The organism is Streptomyces sp. NPDC030245 (assembly GCF_055572995.1).
Genome location: NZ_JBVICF010000008.1, coordinates 45,157 through 62,950, shown reverse-complemented (window position 1 = coordinate 62,950; position 17,794 = coordinate 45,157). Strand labels below are relative to the sequence as shown.

Sequence of the window (17,794 nt, the reverse complement as noted above, 5' to 3'; positions counted from 1 at the left end):
TCACACATCCCCGGCGATCGTGGTGCGCTCACTCGGCTGGACATAGACCAGGCCGTCGCCCTCGAAGCGGATCTGGAAGGCCTCACCGCCGCCCTCGCCCATGAAGGTGCGGAAGGTGACACCGGACTGGAAGCTCTGCCGGACGTCCCCTTGATGTGCGATGTACGCCCCTGGGTCCACCGTCAGCGGATACTGCCGGGAGACGCGCAGGGCCACCGCCGGGCCGTCGGAGACGATCGCGGCCTGGCCGGTGCCCTCGACGGTCGTCGTGAACAGGCCGTTCCCCTGGGTGGCGCCGCGCAGGCCCGTGAAGCTGGTGCCGGTGCGCAGGCCGGCGTCCGTGCAGAGCAAGTTGCCCGCCTCGACGTACAGCTTCTCGCCCCGCAGCCGCACCAGGTTGATCTCCGTGGCGCGGTCGGCGAACCAGCAGGTGCCGTGCCCCTTCACCTCCATCACCGTCATCTGCTCACCGGTGACGCGGCGGGTCACCATGCCCCGGATGCCCTCACCGCCGCCGGTCATCTTCTTGAAGGCCATCTGGCCGTCGTACGCCACCATCGAGCCGTTCTTCGCCTTGACGGCGTCGCCGGTCATGTCGACGGCGAGCACTCTGCTCCCCTGGAGCCGGAATGTAGCCACGAATCGACGGTAGCCGCCGCGTACCCACCCAGAACAGGGTGAAGGGCCCTGAGCGAACCCGGAGAACACCCCGATGTCACAATGGGGGTCGCTTGTGCGTCCGTTCACAAGATCGACGCCGACGAGCCCCCGCCCCTGCCTGCCGTCCGTCCCACCGAAGGTGACCCGTGGACATCAAAACCGCTTCCGCACTCCGCCGCCTCCGCCTGGTCTCCGTGCCCGAGGGCATCTCCTGGATCGTGCTGTTGGTCTGCACGATCATCAAGTACACGGTCTCCGAGGACTTCAACGTGGCGCCGGTGCTCGGCCCGATCCACGGCGTGCTCTTCGTCCTGTACGTGGTCTTCTGGCTCGACGCCTGGAACCGCGCCAAGTGGGACCTCGGGACCGGCGCGCTGTACTTCGCGTTCTCGTTCATCCCCGGCGGCGGCTTCATGGCCGAGCGCAAGCTCAAGCGTGAGGCGGAGGCCGCGGTCATCGCCTCGCGCGGCCGCAAGGAAGGCGTCGTCAACGCATGATCGTCGCCTTCTCCGTGACCCCGCTCGGGGTCGGCGAGGACGTCGGTGAGTACGTCGCCGACGCGGTCCGCGTGGTCCGCGAGTCGGGGCTGCCGAACCGGACCGACGCCATGTTCACGTCCGTCGAGGGCGAGTGGGACGAGGTGATGGACGTCGTGAAGCGCGCCGTCGCCGCGGTCGAGGCGCGCGCGCCGCGCGTCTCCGTCGTCATGAAGGCGGACATCCGCCCCGGCGTGACGGACGGTCTCACGTCCAAGGTGGAGACGGTGGAGCGCCACCTGTCCGCGTAACCCTGCCGCATTCCGAGAAGCCCCCGCCCTTTGGGTGGGGGCTTTTCTGTGCCCGGCTCCCGCTTGAGCTACTTGAGCGACTGCTCAAATACCTGTACTTTCAGTTTGAGCGGTCGCTCAAAAACGCGCTGACGTGGGGGTTTGTCGTGGGTCTGTACATCGAGGCACGGATACGCGCCGATCTGGACGACCTCTGGGCCCGCACCCAGGAGCCCGGCTCGCACCAGCGGTGGGACCTCCGCTTCACCGAGATCGACTACCTGCCGTGCGCGGAGGGCGAGCCGCAGCACTTCCGGTACGCCACGCGCGTGCTGCCCTTCCTGGCCATCGCGGGCACCGGAGTCTCCGCGGGGGAGAAGCGGCGCCCCGACGGTACCAGGACCTCCGCCCTGCGCTTCGCCTGCCTGCACCCGCTCTCCCTCCTCGAAGAGGGCAGCGGCTACTGGCGTTACGTACCGACGCCGGACGGCGACATCCGCTTCCTCACCGGATACGACTACCGCCCGCGCTGGGGCCGCGTCGGGAAGATCGCCGACCGCGCCGTCCTGCGCCCCCTGATGGGCTGGGCGACGGCCTGGTCCTTCGACCGCCTCAGGCTCTGGCTGGAGCGGGACATCACCCCAGAACGCGCCCTCCTGCACGCGGTCGCGGAGTTCACCGCCCGCGTCCTGCTCGTCGTGGCCGCGATCGTCCTCGCCCCCATGACGGCCCTGGCGACGGCGGCCCTGATGCTGATGCTGCCGCCGCTGCCCACGACGCCGGCGGCCCGCCGCTGCCTGCGCACCCCGCCGGCACGCGCGCGCGACCCGCGGCTCCTCACCACCCTCGCCCCGCTCGCCGCGCCCAAGGAGCAGCACTCGTGAAGCAGCCCGCATCGATCTTCCGCACCGCGATGGGCGCCGACTTCGACCGGCTGCACCCGCAGCTCCGGCGCCGCTTCTCCGTCGGCCTGGCGAGCGGCGAGGCCTGCACGGGCCGGGGCGTGATGGACCGCATCTGGCACGGCCGGGGCTTCGTGAAACCCTTCCTCGCACTCGGCGGCACGCGCCACATCCTCGTCCCGCGCCAGGGCAGGAACGTGCCCTTCGTCATCGAGAACGTGCCGTACACCGACACGTACGGCCGTGAGACGGTGACCTTCGTGCGCACCTTCGACCTGCCCGGCGGCCCCCGCCGCTTCGACGCCCAGATGGTCCTCGGCCCCGGGGGCGACCACGTGCTCGACTACCTCGGCACGCATCAGCACCTCGCCAGCGACCTGCACCTGCGGGCCGAGCCCGACGGCTCGCTCCTGATCCGCTCCGGCGCACACCGGTTCCGGGAGGGCCCGGTGGACTGCCGCGTCCCGTCGCTGATCGGCGGCGACGCGGAGGTGCGGGAGTCCTTCGACGAGGCGTCCGGACGCTTCCGCATCCGGGTCCGGGTCACCAACCGGCACTTCGGGCCGCTCTTCGGATACGAGGGGTCCTTCGCGGCGACGTACACCGACGTCCGTACGTGCGGGGTCAGGCCCGGGCTGCGCCCGGTCCGTGAGGAGGCGCGCGCGTGAGTGCCGCGAAGGATCCCTCCAAGGCCCAGGAGACCCGGGTCAAGCTCCTCGACGGGGCCCTGCGGACCCTCACGGAGCAGGGCATCGCCAAGACGTCCGCGCGGAGCATCGCGGCGGCGGCCGGCGTCAACCAGGCGCTCGTCTTCTACCACTTCGGCTCCGTCGACGACCTGCTCGCGGAGGCCTGCCGGTACGGCACGGAGCAGCGGGTGTCCCGCTACCGCGAACGCCTCGCCGGGATCGGCTCCCTCTCCGGACTGCTCGCCTTCGGGCGGGAGATGCACGAGGAGGAGCGCGAGGCGGGGCACGTCGCCGTCCTCGGGCAGCTGCTCGCCGGAGCGCAGACCCAGCCGCGGCTCGCGGCCGCCACGGGGGCGGGGCTCGCCCTCTGGATCGCGGAGATCGAGAAGGTCCTGACGCGGGTCCTCGCCGCCTCCCCGCTCGGCGAGTTCGTCGATCCCGTGGGGCTCGCGCGGGCGGTGGCGGCGTCGTTCGTCGGCATGGAGCTGTACGAGGGGGTGGACGCGGTGGGGGCCGAGCGGGCGCTCGACTCCCTGGAGCACCTCTCCGTCCTCGTCACGGCGGTCGAGGACCTCGGGCCCCTCGCGCAGCGGGCGGTCCGTCACCGGTTGCGCCGGGCTCGCCCGTAAGCTCGGGGCACCCCTCCACGCCCACACATCAACCCCCTCCGCAACCCCCCACTCCAAAACCCCTCGCACGGGCGAACCCCGTTCGACACGCCGAGGAAAGTCCACTTTTGTGTGGGTATCGGCTCGTTTGGATTACCAGAACCTGGAGGGCGCTGTGCGGCAGCCGGAGGGCTACGACTACGAGACCCACAGCACGCTCGCCGGACCGCTCACGGAGCCGGACGGCGCAGGCGGCGAAGGCGAGGGAGAAGGAGAGGGAAGGGGCCGAGGCGGGCAGGGCAGCGGGGCGTACCGGGTCCGGTACCGGAAGCTGCTCGCCAGTGAACCGCACCGAATACGCGCCGTGCTCCTCATGACCCTCGCCCCCCTCCTCACCGGCCTCCTCCTGGTCTACCTCGTCTGGCCCACCCACTGGACCGAACGCGAGGGCGCGGACAGCTGGCTGATCGGTCTGGACATCACGATGCTCGTGGCGATCGGGCTGATCGAGCTCTTCATGCTCGTGAACGTCGTCTCGATCGCGCACGCCACGATGGTGGCGAGGGACCCGATACCCGTCTATCCCGAGGCCGGCACCCGCGTCGCGTTCCTCACCACGTACGTGCCGGGCAAGGAGCCCCTGTCGATGGTCCGGGCGACGCTCGAAGGCGCCGTCCGGATTCACCACCCGGGCCCCTTCGACGTATGGCTCCTGGACGAGGGGGACACCCCGGAGGCCAAGGCCCTCTGCGAAGAGCTCGGGGTGCGTCACTTCACCCGGCACGGCGTGCCGGAGTGGAACCGCGAGAAGGGGCCCCACAAGGCCCGCACCAAGCACGGCAACTACAACGCCTGGCTGGCGATGCACCAGGCCGAGTACGACTTCTTCGCCTCCGTCGACACGGACCATGTCCCGCTCCCCAACTTCCTGGAGCGGATGATGGGCTACTTCCGCGACCCGGACGTCGCCTTCGTCGTGGGGCCGCAGGTCTACGGGAACTACGAGACGCCCGTCACCAAGGCCGCGGAGTCCCAGCAGTTCCTCTTCCACGCGCTCATCCAGCGCGCGGGCAACCGCTACCGCGCCCCGATGTTCGTCGGCACGAACAACGTCGTCCGCATCAGCGCGCTCACCCAGATCGGCGGCCTGCACGACTCGATCACCGAGGACATGGCGACCGGCTTCGAGCTGCACCGCCACCGCAACCCGGCCACCAAGAAGCACTGGCGCTCGGTCTACACCCCGGACGTGCTGGCCGTCGGCGAGGGTCCGGCCTCCTGGACGGACTTCTTCACGCAGCAGATGCGCTGGTCGCGCGGCACGTACGAGACGCTGTTCAAGCAGTACTGGAAGGCACCGTTCACGATGCCGCCCGGACGCCTCTTCTCGTACTCCCTGATGCTCGTGTACTACCCGATGACGGCCGTCAACTGGCTGCTCGGTGTGCTGAGTTGCGTGCTGTTCCTGTGGTTCGGGGCCAGCGGCACCCAGGTCGCCGCGTCCGTCTGGCTGATGCTCTACAGCGACGCGGCCGCCCTCCAGGTCGGCCTCTACCTCTGGAACCGCAGGCACAACGTGTCCCCGCACGAGCCCGAGGGCTCCGGAGGCCTCGCGGGCATGGCGATGTCGGCGCTCTCCGCACCCATCTACGCCAAGTCGCTCGGCGCGGCCGTCCTGCGCCGCCCCAGCCGCTTCGTCGTCACACCCAAGGGCGACGGCACGAGCCCGGACCGGCTGCTCACCTTCCGGATCCACCTCTTCTGGGCGGTGGTGCTCGGCGCGTCGCTCGCCGCCTCGTTCGTGCTCGGCCACACACATGTGGCGATGCGCACCTGGTCGGTCCTCGCGATGGGCGTCTCGCTGGCCCCGGTCGGCGTCTGGGCCTTCGGTCTCGCCAAGGAGCGCAGAGCGGCCCGGCGGCAGCGGGAGCGGCGGCGGGAGCCGGAGACGCAGAGCCTGCGCGCAGGGAGCGAGCCGGGGCGGCGGGCCGAGGGCCCGGAGGGCGAGCCGGAGCCGGCGTTCGCCACCGGCACGACGACAGGAGGGAACTGACCCATGGCCTACCGGCCCTCGAAGCGTACGAGAAAGACCGCCATCGGAGTCGGCGCGGGCGCGCTGCTCGTCGGACTGAACGCTCCCGCCGCGCTCTCCTTCGCCGAGGAGCGGTACTACGAGTACAAGATCTCCCAGCCCGGCTACAAGAAGAAGTACGGCTCCTGGAAGCAGGTCGCCATCCCCAAGGAGTACCGCACCAACGCCATCCACGCCGCGCTGCTGCACACCGGCAAGGTGCTGATCGTCGCGGGCTCCGGCAACGAGCAGAAGAAGTTCGACTCGGGGTCGTTCGACACCGTCCTGTGGGACCCGAAGAACGACACGTTCAAGAAGATCCCCACACCCGAGGACTTCTTCTGCGCCGGGCACGCCCAACTGCCGGACGGGCGGCTCCTGGTGGCGGGCGGGACCGCGCGCTACGAGCTGCTCGACGGCGAGGTGGAGCGGGCCGGCGGCGGCATGCGCGTGAAGAACGAGAACCCGGACAAGGCGGTGGTCCTGAAGAAGGGCACCAAGTTCCGCTCACCGTCCGGCATCGAGTACGTCAGCAAGTTCGACGTCGAGGTGCCGAAGGCGAAGCGGGACTACGAGATCACGTACTCCAAGTCCGGTGTGATGCAGCCCTGGAAGACGAAGGTCAAGGCGAGCGAGGCACGGGTCTTCGTCGAGGCGGTCGAGGAGGGCGAGCAGTCGGTCAACGAGAAGTCCGCGCAGTACGAGATCGAGGGACTGACCGGCAAGGAGGCCGACAACACCTACGGCATCGCCGACAAGCTCGACATGGAGAAGCAGGACTTCCAGGGGATCAAGGCGGCGTACGAGTTCGACCCCAGGGCCGAGCGGTACGTCCCGGTGGAACCCATGGACAAGGCCCGCTGGTACCCGACGCTCGTCGGCCTGGAGAACGGCAAGGTGCTCGCGGTCTCCGGACTCGACGACGTGGGCGTCGTCGACCCCGGCGACAACGAGATCTACGACCCGAAGACGAAGAAGTGGTCGGACGGCCCGAAGCGGTACTTCCCGACCTACCCGGCGCTCTTCCTCACCAAGGGCGGCAAGCTCTTCTACCCGGCGTCCAACGCGGGGTACGGGCCCGCGGACAAGGGCCGTGAGCCGGGCCTGTGGGACCTGGAGACGAACAAGTTCGAGAAGGTCCCCGGCCTGGAGGACCTCGACCAGACCGAGACGTCGGCGTCCGTGCTGCTGCCGCCCGCCCAGGACCAGAAGGTGATGATCATGGGCGGCGGGGGCGTGGGCGAGTCGGAGAAGGCGACGCGGCGCACGGCGGTGATCGACCTCAAGGAGGACAACCCGTCCTTCAGGACCGGCCCGCAACTGCCGCAGGGCACCCGCTATCTGAACAGCGTGCTCATGCCGAACGACTCGGTGTTCACGACGAACGGCTCCAGGGACTACCGCGGACGCAGCGGCAGCAACATCCACAAGGCGCAGTTCTACGACCCCAAGGCGAACGAGTTCCGCGAGGCCGCGGCGCCCAAGGTGGGCCGCAACTACCACTCGGAGGCGCTGCTGCTGCCCGACGGCCGGGTCGCCACGTTCGGCTCCGACCCGCTCTACGACAACGAGCAGAACACCAAGCTCGGCCACTTCGAGCAGCGCATGGAGATCTTCACGCCGCCCTCGCTGCACCGGGGCGGCGCCAACCGCCCGGTGCTCGGTGAGGGCCCGCAGGAGCTGGCCGCGGACGGCCGCGCCACCTTCCGCACCGACCACCCCGAGAACATCGCGTCGGCCCGCCTGATGCGCCCGAGCGCGGTGACGCACACGACGGACGTCGAGCAGCGCTCGATCGCGCTCGGCCTCAGCAAGGGCAAGGGCGCCATCACCGTGGACGTGCCGCGGGAGGATGCGGCGCTCGTCCCGCCGGGCTGGTACATGCTGTTCGTGACCGACAAGGACGGCACGTCGTCCGAGGCGAAGTGGATCCACGTCGGCACGGACGACTGACCGCCGGGCCCGCCGTGCTCAGGCCGCCTTGGCGTTCCGCGCGAGGCCCAGGGCGTAGTCCGGCCACCACTGCCCGGCCGCCGGGCCGCCGCGGCACGGCCCGTCCGAGTCGCCCGGCCGCTTGATCCACAGGACGGCGTCGAGCAGCGGGTCGCCCGTGCGGTCGGTCGGCGGGGTGCCGAGGCCGCGGCCCGGCGGGTTGCACCAGGCGTCCTCGCGGTCGCCCGCCAGCGGGCCCTTGCCGTTGCGGCTGGTGTCCATGACGAAGTGCTTGCCGCCGACGGTCGCCGAGAGGGTGCGGCCGTACGACTTGATGGTCTCGTCGCTCTGGAAGTTGGAGACGTTCAGCGAGAAGCCGTCGGCCCGGGCGACGCCCGCCTTCTGGAGCGGCTCGGTCAGCTTGTCCGGCTCGGTGATCCAGCCGGGGTTCCCCGCGTCGAGGTAGACCTTCACCTTTGGCTGCCGCTTCAGGCGCTGGATCGCCTCGGAGAGCAGCTGGTAGCGCTCCGCGTGGTACTCGGCGGGGGTGCAGCCGTCCACGATGTGCGGGATCGCGTCGGGCTCCAGGACGACCAGGGCGGGCGCGTCGCCGATCGCGTCGGCGAAGGTGTCCACCCAGCTCCGGTAGGCGTCGGAGCCGGCCGCGCCGCCCGCGGAGTGCTGACCGCAGTCGCGGTGCGGGATGTTGTACGCGACGAGCACGGCGGTGCGGTCGTCCTCGACCGCGCCCCGCGTCGCCTTCCGGACGTCGGGTGCCGGGTCGTCCCCGGCCGGCCACACGGCCATGGCCCGCTCGGAGATGCGCCTGAGCGTCTCGGCGTCCTCGGTGCGGCCCTGCTCCTCCCACTGCCTGACCTGGCGCGCGGCGGGGCTGTCGGGGTCGACCCAGAAGGTGCCCGCGGGCGGCCCGGCGCTCGCGGTGGCGGGCTTGCGCGCGGCCGCCTCCTTCGTCCCCTCGGGCCCCGGGTCCGAGGAGGAGCAGCCTGCCGGGAGCCCGAGGGCGGCGAGGGCCGCGAGTGCCGTGAACGTGCGGAGCAGCCGGTGCATCCAGCCCCCTTGGGCGGTGGTGACAGTGACGGTCAGTCAGCCCGGCAATCGTTACATAAAGGACTAACCAAGCTCTTGTGCCACACCGCCTCCGGTGCTGAGGGCGGTGCCGAGCGGCGTGCACTCGTAGAACACCTGGTGTCCGTACCGCCGGGACACCAGGAGCCCGGCGCCCCGCAGCGCCGACAGGTGCGCCGACACGGACGACGGCGCGAGTCCGAGGCGGTGCGCGAGCCCCGTCGTGGTGGCGGGCGCGTCGAGCGCGGCGAGCACCGTGGCCCGGCCGCGGCCGAGGAGCCGGACGAGCGACTCGGGGGTGCGCTCGGCCGGCTCGGCCCACAGCCCGGCGATGCCCCGCACCGGATAGGCCAGCGTCGGCTGCCACGGAGGGTCGAAACCGCTGATCACGTCCGGCCAGGAGAAGACGCTGGGGATCAGGACGAGACCCTGCCCGGCCAGCTGCCGCACGTGCTCGTCCCGCCACTCGACGGTGAGCGTCCCCGCGTCCCACGACAGCCGCCGGTCCAGCTCCGGCAGCAGCCCGCCGAGGCCGACCTCCGCGAGCCGCCGCGAGTGGAACGCGACATCGGCCTCCAGGAACGCCCGCAGGCGCGGCCACTCCGGTTCGATCAGCGCGTGCCACGCCGCCTCCAGGGCGTCGGCCAGCTCCCGCACCGCGCCCGCCGGATCGGCGAGCAGCGCCCGCCCCCGCGGCGACTCGGCGGCGCCCGGCGTGCAGGCCAGCGCCCGCGCCATGTCGTCCCGCGCCGCCCCGGGATCGGACGCGCGCACCCCCGCGATCTCCTCGTCGAAGCGGGCCGCGGGCCCGATCGGGGGCGGCCCGAGGAAGTCGGGGGAGTGCCCGCGCTGCGGCATCAGGAGCCACAGCGAGGTGAGGTCGAGCCCCCGGCTCGCCTCCCGGATGCGGCGCAGCCACCGCGGGTGGTAGGCGTGCCGGTCGGGGCGCTTGAGGGTGCGTACCGCCTCCTGCGTCTCCCACAGCGGCGACACCGCGAACCGGCAGCGCAGCAGGTCCTCCTGCCCGAAACGGATGTGGAACGGCACGGGATCCCTTCCTTCGAGGGCCGGGCTGAAGATTCGCCCGAGGCCGAAACTTTAGGCCGAGGCCGCTGTCCGCGTGAGGCTGCCGCCATGTCCCGTGCCGCCTCCCTGTCCACCGAACCCACCGGCTACAGGCGTGTCTTCGCCGTCCGCGAGTTCCGTGCCGTCTTCGCCGCGCACGCGCTCTCCCTGCTCGGCGTCGTCGTCAGCGAGATCGCCCTCACCGTGCTCGTCTACGGGCTCACCGGATCCCCGCTGCTCGGCGCGCTCACCTTCGCCCTCGGCATGCTGCCGTACATCGTGGGCGGCACGCTGCTCGCGGGCATCGCCGACCGGTACCCGCCGCGGCGCGTGCTCGTCGTGTGCGACGCGGTGTGCGCCGGGTGCGCGGCCCTCATGGTGCTGCCCGCGACACCCGTCGCCGCGCTCCTCGCCCTGCGCTGCGCCATCGCCCTGATCGCGCCCGTCTTCACCGGCACCCGGACCGCGACCCTCACCGACATCCTCGGCGACGGCGACCTGTTCGTCCTCGGCCGCTCCCTGCTGCGGATCGTCTCGCAGAGCTCCGTCCTCGCCGGGTTCGGGCTCGGCGGCGTCCTGCTCACCGTCGTCACGCCGCGCGGGGCGCTCGCCATCACCGTCTGCACGTTCGCGGCGTCGGCGCTGCTGCTGCGGTGCGGGACGCGGCGGCGGCCCGCGCGCGGCAGCGGCGGCGGCGCGCTCGTGCGCTACTCGCTGGGCGGCGCCCGGCAGGTGCTCGCCGACCGCAGGGCACGGGCCCTGCTGCTGCTCTTCTGGGTGCCGCCCATGTTCCTGGTCGCCCCCGAGGCGCTCGCCGCCCCCTACGCGGACCAGATCGGCGTCGGCGTCGCGGGTGTCGGGCTGCTCATGTGCGCGCTGCCGGTGGGCACGATCGCGGGCGAGCTGTACGCCGGGTCCGCGCTGTCCGCGTCCGTGCGCGCCCGCGTCGTGCTGCCGCTCGCGTCGCTCACCCTGGTGCCCCTGACCGTGTACGCGGTCACTCCCGGCCTCGTCCCAGCGCTGGCCGCCCTCGCGCTCGCGGGCGCCGGGTCCGCGTACACGTTGGGCCTGGACCGCTGGTTCGTGGACGCCGTGCCGGAGGGGCTGCGGGGGCGCGCGATGACGGTGCACACGGCGGGGCTCATGACGTTCCAGGGCGTCGGCATGGCGCTCGCCGGGCTCGCCGCCGAGTTCTGGGCGGTGAGCACGGTGGTCGCCGCCGCGGGGGCCCTCGGCACGGTCTGCTGTCTGCTCCTGGTGGCGGAGGTGCGACGTACGACCGAATTGCGAGACGGGGCTGACCAGCATGTGACCGGCGGGTAAGGTCGATGCCGTGCCGAAGCCGCTCAGCCTCCCGTTCGATCCCATCGCCCGCGCCGACGAGCTCTGGAAGCAGCGCTGGGGATCGGTCCCGGCCATGGGTGCGATCACCTCGATCATGCGGGCGCACCAGATCCTGCTCGCCGAGGTCGACGCGGTCGTCAAGCCGTACGGACTGACCTTCGCGCGCTACGAGGCGCTGGTGCTCCTCACCTTCTCGCAGGCCGGCGAGTTGCCGATGTCGAAGATCGGCGAGCGGCTCATGGTCCACCCGACCTCGGTCACCAACACCGTGGACCGCCTGGTCAAATCCGGCCTGGTCGACAAGCGCCCGAACCCCAACGACGGGCGCGGCACGCTCGCCTCCATCACGGAGAAGGGCCGCGAGGTCGTCGAGGCGGCCACCCGCGAGCTGATGGCGATGGACTTCGGGCTCGGGGTGTACGACGCGGAGGAGTGCGGCGAGATCTTCGCGATGCTGCGGCCCCTGCGGGTGGCGGCGCGGGATTTCGAGGAGCAGTAGGCCCGGTCGCCGGGCGATGGGACCCGCTTGTTCCGGTCGGGGCGGGGGCGGCGAAGATCGCGTGAAAAGGGCCGTTACGCTCGTAGCCATGAAACGCAGCGTGCTGACCCGCTACCGGGTGATGGCCTACGTCACCGCCGTCATGCTCCTCATCCTGTGTGCCTGCATGGTGGCCAAGTACGGCTTCGACAAGGGCGAGGGTCTGACGCTCGTCGTGTCGCAGGTGCACGGCGTGCTCTACATCATCTACTTGATCTTCGCCTTCGACCTGGGCTCCAAGGCGAAGTGGCCGTTCGGCAAGCTGCTGTGGGTGCTGGTCTCGGGCACGATCCCGACCGCCGCCTTCTTCGTCGAGCGCAAGGTCGCCCGGGACGTCGAGCCGCTGATCGCCGACGGCTCGCCGGTCACCGCGAAGGCGTAACCCCCACCGCCACGGACAGGTCCGTGGCGGTTGACCATCGACTTTTACTAGGACGTCCTAGTAAATTCGAAGGCATGGACGCTGACGCGATCGAGGAAGGCCGCCGACGCTGGCAGGCCCGTTACGACAAGGCCCGCAAGCGCGACGCGGACTTCACCACGCTCTCCGGGGACCCCGTCGACCCCGTCTACGGCCCCCGGCCCGGGGACACGTACGACGGGTTCGAGCGGATCGGCTGGCCGGGGGAGTACCCCTTCACCCGCGGGCTCTACGCCACCGGGTACCGCGGCCGGACCTGGACCATCCGCCAGTTCGCCGGCTTCGGCAACGCCGAGCAGACGAACGAGCGCTACAAGATGATCCTGGCCAACGGCGGCGGCGGCCTCTCCGTCGCCTTCGACATGCCGACCCTCATGGGCCGCGACTCCGACGACCCGCGCTCGCTCGGTGAGGTCGGCCACTGCGGCGTCGCCATCGACTCCGCCGCCGACATGGAGGTCCTCTTCAAGGACATCCCGCTCGGCGACGTCACGACGTCCATGACGATCAGCGGCCCCGCCGTGCCCGTCTTCTGCATGTACCTCGTCGCGGCCGAGCGCCAGGGCGTCGACCCGGCCGTCCTCAACGGCACGCTCCAGACCGACATCTTCAAGGAGTACATCGCGCAGAAGGAGTGGCTCTTCCAGCCCGAGCCGCACCTGCGCCTCATCGGCGACCTGATGGAGCACTGCGCGCGCGACATCCCCGCGTACAAGCCGCTCTCCGTCTCCGGCTACCACATCCGGGAGGCCGGTGCGACGGCGGCGCAGGAGCTGGCGTACACGCTGGCGGACGGCTTCGGCTACGTGGAGCTGGGCCTGAGCCGGGGGCTCGACGTAGACGTCTTCGCGCCGGGCCTCAGCTTCTTCTTCGACGCTCATGTCGACTTCTTCGAGGAGATCGCGAAGTTCCGGGCGGCGCGGCGCATCTGGGCGCGGTGGCTGCGCGACGAGTACGGCGCGAAGACGGAGAAGGCGCAGTGGCTGCGCTTCCACACGCAGACGGCGGGGGTCTCGCTCACGGCCCAGCAGCCGTACAACAACGTGGTCCGCACGGCGGTCGAGGCCTTGGCCGCGGTGCTCGGCGGCACGAACTCCTTGCACACCAACGCGCTGGACGAGACGCTCGCCCTGCCGAGCGAGCAGGCGGCGGAGATCGCGCTCCGTACGCAGCAGGTGCTGATGGAGGAGACCGGGGTCGCGAACGTCGCCGACCCGCTGGGCGGCTCCTGGTACATCGAGCAGCTCACCGACCGCATCGAGGCCGACGCGGAGAAGATCTTCGAGCAGATCAAGGAGCGGGGGCGGCGGGCCTGCCCCGACGGGCAGCACCCGATCGGGCCGATCACGTCGGGCATCCTGCGGGGCATCGAGGACGGCTGGTTCACCGGCGAGATCGCCGAGTCCGCGTTCCAGTACCAGCGGTCCCTGGAGAAGGGCGACAAGCGGGTCGTCGGCGTCAACTGCCTCGAAGGGTCCGTCACGGGGGACCTGGAGATCCTGCGCGTCAGCCATGAGGTGGAGCGGGAGCAGGTGCGGGAGCTGGGCGGACGGAAGGCGCGGCGTGACGACGCGCGGGTCCGGGCCTCGCTCGACGCGATGCTCGCGGCGGCGCGGGACGGGTCCAACATGATTGCCCCCATGCTGGAGGCGGTGCGGGCCGAGGCGACCCTCGGCGAGATCTGCGGGGTGCTTCGCGACGAGTGGGGCGTTTACGTGGAGCCGCCGGGCTTTTAGCGGTTGGGGGTGGGTGCGGGCCGGTGGGGGTTGCTCGCGCAGTTCCCCGCGCCCCTTGGGGGTGGCGCTCTGCGTGGTCGTCTGCGGGTGGTTGGTGATCGCTCGCGCAGTTCCCCGCGCCCCTTGGGGGTGGTGTGCTCGCCTTGGTCGTGTGCGGGCCGGTGGGGGCTGATCGCGCAGTTCCCCGCGCCCCTAACGGAACCTGCGCCCCGCAACCCGCCCTGCCCCGCCACTCGTGCGCGCCTCCCCCCGCTCCGCTCCTGCGGGGAGCGTCGGGGGCTTTCGGGGCCCTCCTGCGGTGGCGGCCGGGGGAGCGCCGGGGTCTTTTAGGGGCGCGGGGAACTGCGCGACCAGCCCCCACTCGCCTGTAGGCGGGAGTGAACCAGGCGTCTCCCCGACCCCGCCCGGCGGCACGGAGGCAGGACAGGGACGTGCCGGGGTCTTTCAAGGGGCGCGGGGAACTGCGCGAGCAACCCCCACCGGCCCGCAGGCAGGGGTGAGACAGGCAGCGCGCCTCGGCTTCGCGGTGGCGGTCGCGGACGGGCCGGGGGCTTTTCAGGGGCGCGGGGAACTGCGCGGTCAGCCCCCACCCGCCCGCAGACCGGGGCGAAACAGGGCAATGTCCCCCGCCCACCCCCGCGGCGCGAATTCGTAGGTTTGAGGGGGAAGAGGCGGGGCAGGCGCCCGCGCGGTCAAGTGCCCCCCCGCACCCCCCGCCCCAGGAGACCCCGTGACCCCGACCGGCCACGCCGGCCCCGCCCGCACCGCCGCCATCGCCATCGGAGCCGCCACCGCCACCGTCCTCGGCGCGCTGCTGGTCGGCGGCTCCGGCGAGGTGAGTGCGAGTCCGCCGCCCGAGCCCAAGGTCCAGGACGACTTCGACTCCCTCGGCCCCGAGGTGCGCGCCGCCAAGCTGTCCGACGGGCGGACGGCACACTATTCGGACACCGGAAACAAGGACGGCACGCCCGTTCTTTTCATCGGAGGCACCGGCACCAGCGCCCGCGCCTCCCACATGACCGACTTCTTCCGCACCACTCGCGAAGACCTGAACCTGCGCCTCATCTCCGTGGAGCGCAACGGCTTCGGCGACACCGCTTACGACGAGAAGCTCGGCACCACCGACTTCGCCGAGGACGCCCTGCAAGTCCTCGACAAGCTCGGCGTCGCCCACGTGTCCGTCGTCGCGATATCCGGCGGCGGCCCCTACGCCGCCGAGCTCGCCGCCCGCGCCCCCGAGCGGATCTCGCAGCTGCACCTCGCGGCCGCACTGCCGCCGTTCGGCGCGAAGCCCGCCTACTGCTCCCTCTCCGACGACCGGCTCGCCGCCGCCGTGAAGGACCAGATCAAGGACCCGCGCAAGTGGTGGGCGTTCCCCGACGACAGCCCCGTGAAGTCGATACCGGGCTTCGCCGACACGGCGTACGAAGAAGGCGCGCGCACCTACAACCAGCGCGGCCAGCAGGCCGACCCGGCGCCCCAGGTGCACGAGCAGAAGCTGTACTGCGAGCGCCCGGGCCCCGACCTGTCGAAGCTGGACGCCCCCGTCTACCTCTACGGCGGCAAGAAGGACACCACCGTGCCGCCGGCGACGCTCAAGACGTGGCGGGAGGAGCTGCCGGGCACGGTGAAGGTGCGTTCGTACGCGGACTCCGGGCACGACGTGCAGTACCGGCACTGGGACCAGATCCTCGTCGACCTCGCCGGGCACGGTGACCGCACCGTGGTCTGCAAGGGCGACCACACCCGCGTACTGATGGCCCGCGACGCCGACCGGCTCGTCGGCAAGGGCAAGGCCACGCTGGGCAGCTGCGCCTGGAAGAAGAAGTAGGTGCTCAGGGCGCGGGCAGCGTGAGGCGGAACAGCGCGCCGCCACCCGGCGCCCGTTCCGCCGTCAGCTCCGCCCCGTGCGCGTGCGCGATCTGGCGCGCCATCGCGAGGCCGAGGCCCGAGCCCGGCAGCGCGCGGGCCTTCTCCGCGCGGTAGAAGCGGTCGAAGACGTACGGCAGGTCCTCCTCCGCGATGCCGGGACCGTGGTCGCGCACGGTCAGCTCCGCGGCGGTCAGCGCGACCTCCACCGGTGCGCCCGGCGGGCTGAACTTCGCCGCGTTGTCGACCAGGTTCGTGAGCAGCCGGGACAGCCGCGCCGGTACGCCCGGCATGCTCCGGTCGGCCGCCTCCGGCGCCACGTGGAGCGCGAAGGGGACCGCCGGCCAGTGGCCGCGGGCCGCGTCCACCGCGTGGGCGGCGAGCGGGGCCAGTCTTACCTCTTCGAGGAGGGGCTGCGGCTCCTCCTCCCTCGCCAGCTCGATCAAGTCGTTGACCAGGCCGGTGACCTCGCGCAGCTGCCGACCGAGCGCAGCGGCCGCCCGGTCGCGCTGCGCGTCCGTCAACCGGTCCGCCCTGGCGAGGAGCTCCGCGTTCGTGCGCAGCGCCGTCAGCGGGGTGCGCAGCTCGTGCGAGGCGTCGGCGACCAGCCGGCGGCGCGCCGCCACGGACTCCTCCAGCTCGGCCAGCATGGTGTTGAAGGTGGTGGCCAGGCGGGTCACCTCGTCCTCGTGGCCCGCGCGGGCCGCCCGGCCCGGCGGGAGTTCGATGCGGTGGCGGGCGTCGCGTGTCGCGGCGATGCGCTCCGCGGTGGCCGTCAAGCGGGTGATCGGCGCCAGGCCGGTGCGGGAGACCCAGTAGCCGCCGGCCGCGGAGAGCAGCACGCCCGCGCCGCCCACCGCGGCCAGCAGCCCCGCGGCCTGCCGCACGCCGCGCTGCGCGATGTCCGCGCGCAGCGCGACCTGCACCGCCTCGCCCTCCTTGCCGAACGTGGTGGTGTACATGCGGCCCGGCTTGCCGCCGGGGAGTGTGATGTTCGCGTAGTGGGCGGGGCGGCGGCCGGCGGCGACCGCGCGCGTCCGGTCCGTCACCGGCAGGAGATACGGCATCGACGGATCGTCAGCCGCGTCCGCCGGGACGAGTTGCGAACAGGCGGGCGCGCCCAGGAACCGGCACTCGCCCGTGAGCACACCGGGCCCCTCGGTGCGGTGCTGCTGCGCGATGAGCGTCGCCGATTGCGCCAGGTTCTGGTCGAGCTGCTGGTACAGCTTGAAGCGGATCACGAAGAACGCGGCGGCGCACACCCCGATCGCCACCACCGCCACGGCCGCGGCCGCCACCACCGCGAGCCGGGTCCGCAGCGGCCTGCGGCGCCGCCAGGGCCCGCCGAGCCGGCGCCGCGCGCTCACGGGGAGCCCAGCCGGTAGCCGACCCCGTGCACGGTGTGGACCAGGCGCGGCTCGCCGCCCGACTCCAGCTTGCGGCGCAGATAACCCACGTACACGGCGAGGGAGTTGGAGTCGGGGCCGAAGTCCCGGCCCCACACGGCCTGCTGGATCAGGTCGCGCGGCAGCACCTGGCCCGCGTTGCGCAGCAGCAGCTCCAGCAGGACGGCCTCCGTGCGGCTGAACTCGACCCGGCGCCCGCCGCGGCTGCCGGTGCGCGTCGCGGGATCGAGGACGAGATCGCCGTACGAGAGGTCGTCGCCGTCGTCCGCGGCCCGCTCCGGCGTCGCACGCCGCAGCAGCGCCCGCACCCGGGCCACCAGCTCGTCCAGGGCGAACGGCTTGACCAGGTAGTCGTCGGCGCCCGCGTCCAGGCCGTCGACGCGCTCGCTCACCGAGTCCAGGGCCGTGAGCACCAGGACCGGCGTCCTGTCGCCCGCGGCGCGCAGCTGACGGCAGACCGCGAGGCCGTCCATGACCGGCATCAGCACGTCGAGGACCACCAGGTCCGGCTGCCAGCGGGCCACCGCCGTGAGCGCCCGGTGCCCGTCCGCCGCGCCCCGGACGTGGTGCCCCTCGACCGTCAGGGCGTCCTCGACGGCGGCCCGCACCTCGGGGTCGTCGTCGACCACGAGGATCCGGTGCGGTGCCGCCCCGCCCGCGCCCGGCGGGCCGCCCTTGCTGGTCACGCTCGCGAAACTCAT

General features: G+C 71.9%; 17 protein-coding genes. 12 read left to right on the top strand and 5 right to left on the bottom strand.

The window, feature by feature from the left end; translation table 11 throughout:
* Entirely contained in the window at positions 1–639 is a 639-nt protein-coding gene (locus tag ACZ4Z4_RS21915) for an AIM24 family protein (RefSeq protein WP_468329619.1), read from the bottom strand.
* Between the two features lie 167 nt (positions 640–806).
* Between ACZ4Z4_RS21915 and ACZ4Z4_RS21910 the strand changes: the two genes are divergently transcribed.
* From ACZ4Z4_RS21910 to glxA, 7 genes are all read left to right on the top strand, one after another.
* The gene (locus ACZ4Z4_RS21910; protein ID WP_468329617.1) at positions 807–1,157 is read left to right on the top strand and encodes a DUF3817 domain-containing protein; all 351 of its coding nucleotides are present in this window, start codon (positions 807–809) and stop codon (positions 1,155–1,157) included.
* Entirely contained in the window at positions 1,154–1,447 is a 294-nt protein-coding gene (locus ACZ4Z4_RS21905) for an MTH1187 family thiamine-binding protein (RefSeq protein ID WP_468329614.1), read from the top strand. The genes ACZ4Z4_RS21910 and ACZ4Z4_RS21905 overlap by 4 nt, the downstream gene beginning before the upstream one ends.
* Positions 1,448–1,593: 146 nt before the next feature.
* On the top strand, positions 1,594–2,310 hold the full coding sequence (locus tag ACZ4Z4_RS21900) for a hypothetical protein (RefSeq protein ID WP_468329611.1): 717 nt from the start codon (positions 1,594–1,596) through the stop codon (positions 2,308–2,310).
* Between the two features lie 29 nt (positions 2,311–2,339).
* Positions 2,340–2,996, top strand: coding sequence for a DUF4166 domain-containing protein (locus ACZ4Z4_RS21895; protein WP_468330435.1), 657 nt, complete (start codon positions 2,340–2,342; stop codon positions 2,994–2,996).
* Entirely contained in the window at positions 2,993–3,646 is a 654-nt protein-coding gene (locus ACZ4Z4_RS21890) for a TetR/AcrR family transcriptional regulator (protein WP_468329608.1), read from the top strand. The genes ACZ4Z4_RS21895 and ACZ4Z4_RS21890 overlap by 4 nt, the downstream gene beginning before the upstream one ends.
* A 154-nt stretch (positions 3,647–3,800) precedes the next feature.
* Positions 3,801–5,678 (top strand): glycosyltransferase family 2 protein, encoded by a 1,878-nt coding sequence (locus tag ACZ4Z4_RS21885; RefSeq protein ID WP_468329605.1) that lies wholly within the window; start codon positions 3,801–3,803, stop codon positions 5,676–5,678.
* 3 nt (positions 5,679–5,681) lie between these two features.
* The gene (gene glxA / locus ACZ4Z4_RS21880; protein WP_468329602.1) at positions 5,682–7,649 is read left to right on the top strand and encodes a radical copper oxidase GlxA; all 1,968 of its coding nucleotides are present in this window, start codon (positions 5,682–5,684) and stop codon (positions 7,647–7,649) included.
* Positions 7,650–7,667: 18 nt separating this feature from the next.
* On the opposite strand, the gene ACZ4Z4_RS21875 is transcribed toward glxA, so the two are convergent.
* On the bottom strand, positions 7,668–8,696 hold the full coding sequence (locus tag ACZ4Z4_RS21875) for a glycoside hydrolase family 6 protein (protein WP_468329599.1): 1,029 nt from the start codon (positions 8,694–8,696) through the stop codon (positions 7,668–7,670).
* 63 nt (positions 8,697–8,759) lie between these two features.
* Complete coding sequence (locus ACZ4Z4_RS21870; RefSeq protein ID WP_468329596.1) at positions 8,760–9,761, bottom strand: ArsR/SmtB family transcription factor; 1,002 nt, start codon at positions 9,759–9,761, stop codon at positions 8,760–8,762.
* A gap of 87 nt (positions 9,762–9,848) precedes the next feature.
* Here ACZ4Z4_RS21870 and ACZ4Z4_RS21865 point away from each other — a divergent pair, with 87 nt between their 5' ends.
* The 5 genes from ACZ4Z4_RS21865 (at position 9,849) to ACZ4Z4_RS21845 (ending at position 15,649) form a co-directional block, all read left to right on the top strand.
* Positions 9,849–11,102 (top strand): MFS transporter, encoded by a 1,254-nt coding sequence (locus tag ACZ4Z4_RS21865; RefSeq protein WP_468329593.1) that lies wholly within the window; start codon positions 9,849–9,851, stop codon positions 11,100–11,102.
* A gap of 10 nt (positions 11,103–11,112) precedes the next feature.
* On the top strand, positions 11,113–11,622 hold the full coding sequence (locus ACZ4Z4_RS21860) for a MarR family winged helix-turn-helix transcriptional regulator (RefSeq protein WP_362990340.1): 510 nt from the start codon (positions 11,113–11,115) through the stop codon (positions 11,620–11,622).
* 88 nt (positions 11,623–11,710) lie between these two features.
* Positions 11,711–12,043, top strand: a complete 333-nt coding sequence (locus tag ACZ4Z4_RS21855; protein ID WP_398301307.1) for a DUF3817 domain-containing protein — start codon at positions 11,711–11,713, stop codon at positions 12,041–12,043.
* Positions 12,044–12,117: 74 nt separating this feature from the next.
* Positions 12,118–13,818, top strand: coding sequence for an acyl-CoA mutase large subunit family protein (locus ACZ4Z4_RS21850; RefSeq protein WP_468329590.1), 1,701 nt, complete (start codon positions 12,118–12,120; stop codon positions 13,816–13,818).
* Between the two features lie 730 nt (positions 13,819–14,548).
* Positions 14,549–15,649 (top strand): alpha/beta fold hydrolase, encoded by a 1,101-nt coding sequence (locus ACZ4Z4_RS21845; RefSeq protein ID WP_468329587.1) that lies wholly within the window; start codon positions 14,549–14,551, stop codon positions 15,647–15,649.
* Between the two features lie 4 nt (positions 15,650–15,653).
* Here ACZ4Z4_RS21845 and ACZ4Z4_RS21840 read toward each other — a convergent pair whose 3' ends face one another.
* Entirely contained in the window at positions 15,654–17,054 is a 1,401-nt protein-coding gene (locus ACZ4Z4_RS21840) for a sensor histidine kinase (RefSeq protein WP_468329584.1), read from the bottom strand.
* Positions 17,051–17,794 carry a response regulator transcription factor gene (locus tag ACZ4Z4_RS21835; protein WP_468089647.1) on the bottom strand — a complete coding sequence of 248 codons (744 nt, stop codon included), beginning with the start codon at positions 17,792–17,794 and terminating at the stop codon, positions 17,051–17,053. The genes ACZ4Z4_RS21840 and ACZ4Z4_RS21835 overlap by 4 nt, the downstream gene beginning before the upstream one ends.

Excerpts from the sequence above, each read along its gene's own strand:
- glxA (WP_468329602.1), top strand. The coding sequence starts at position 5,682 with ATGGCCTACCGGCCCTCGAAGCGTACGAGAAAGACCGCCATCGGAGTC.
- ACZ4Z4_RS21895 (WP_468330435.1), top strand. The coding sequence starts at position 2,340 with ATGGGCGCCGACTTCGACCGGCTGCACCCGCAGCTCCGGCGCCGCTTC.
- ACZ4Z4_RS21835 (WP_468089647.1), bottom strand. The coding sequence starts at position 17,794 with ATGAGTTTCGCGAGCGTGACCAGCAAGGGCGGCCCGCCGGGCGCGGGC.
- ACZ4Z4_RS21865 (WP_468329593.1), top strand. The coding sequence starts at position 9,849 with ATGTCCCGTGCCGCCTCCCTGTCCACCGAACCCACCGGCTACAGGCGT.
- ACZ4Z4_RS21855 (WP_398301307.1), top strand. The coding sequence starts at position 11,711 with ATGAAACGCAGCGTGCTGACCCGCTACCGGGTGATGGCCTACGTCACC.
- ACZ4Z4_RS21905 (WP_468329614.1), top strand. The coding sequence starts at position 1,154 with ATGATCGTCGCCTTCTCCGTGACCCCGCTCGGGGTCGGCGAGGACGTC.
- ACZ4Z4_RS21875 (WP_468329599.1), bottom strand. The coding sequence starts at position 8,696 with ATGCACCGGCTGCTCCGCACGTTCACGGCACTCGCGGCCCTCGCCGCC.
- ACZ4Z4_RS21850 (WP_468329590.1), top strand. The coding sequence starts at position 12,118 with ATGGACGCTGACGCGATCGAGGAAGGCCGCCGACGCTGGCAGGCCCGT.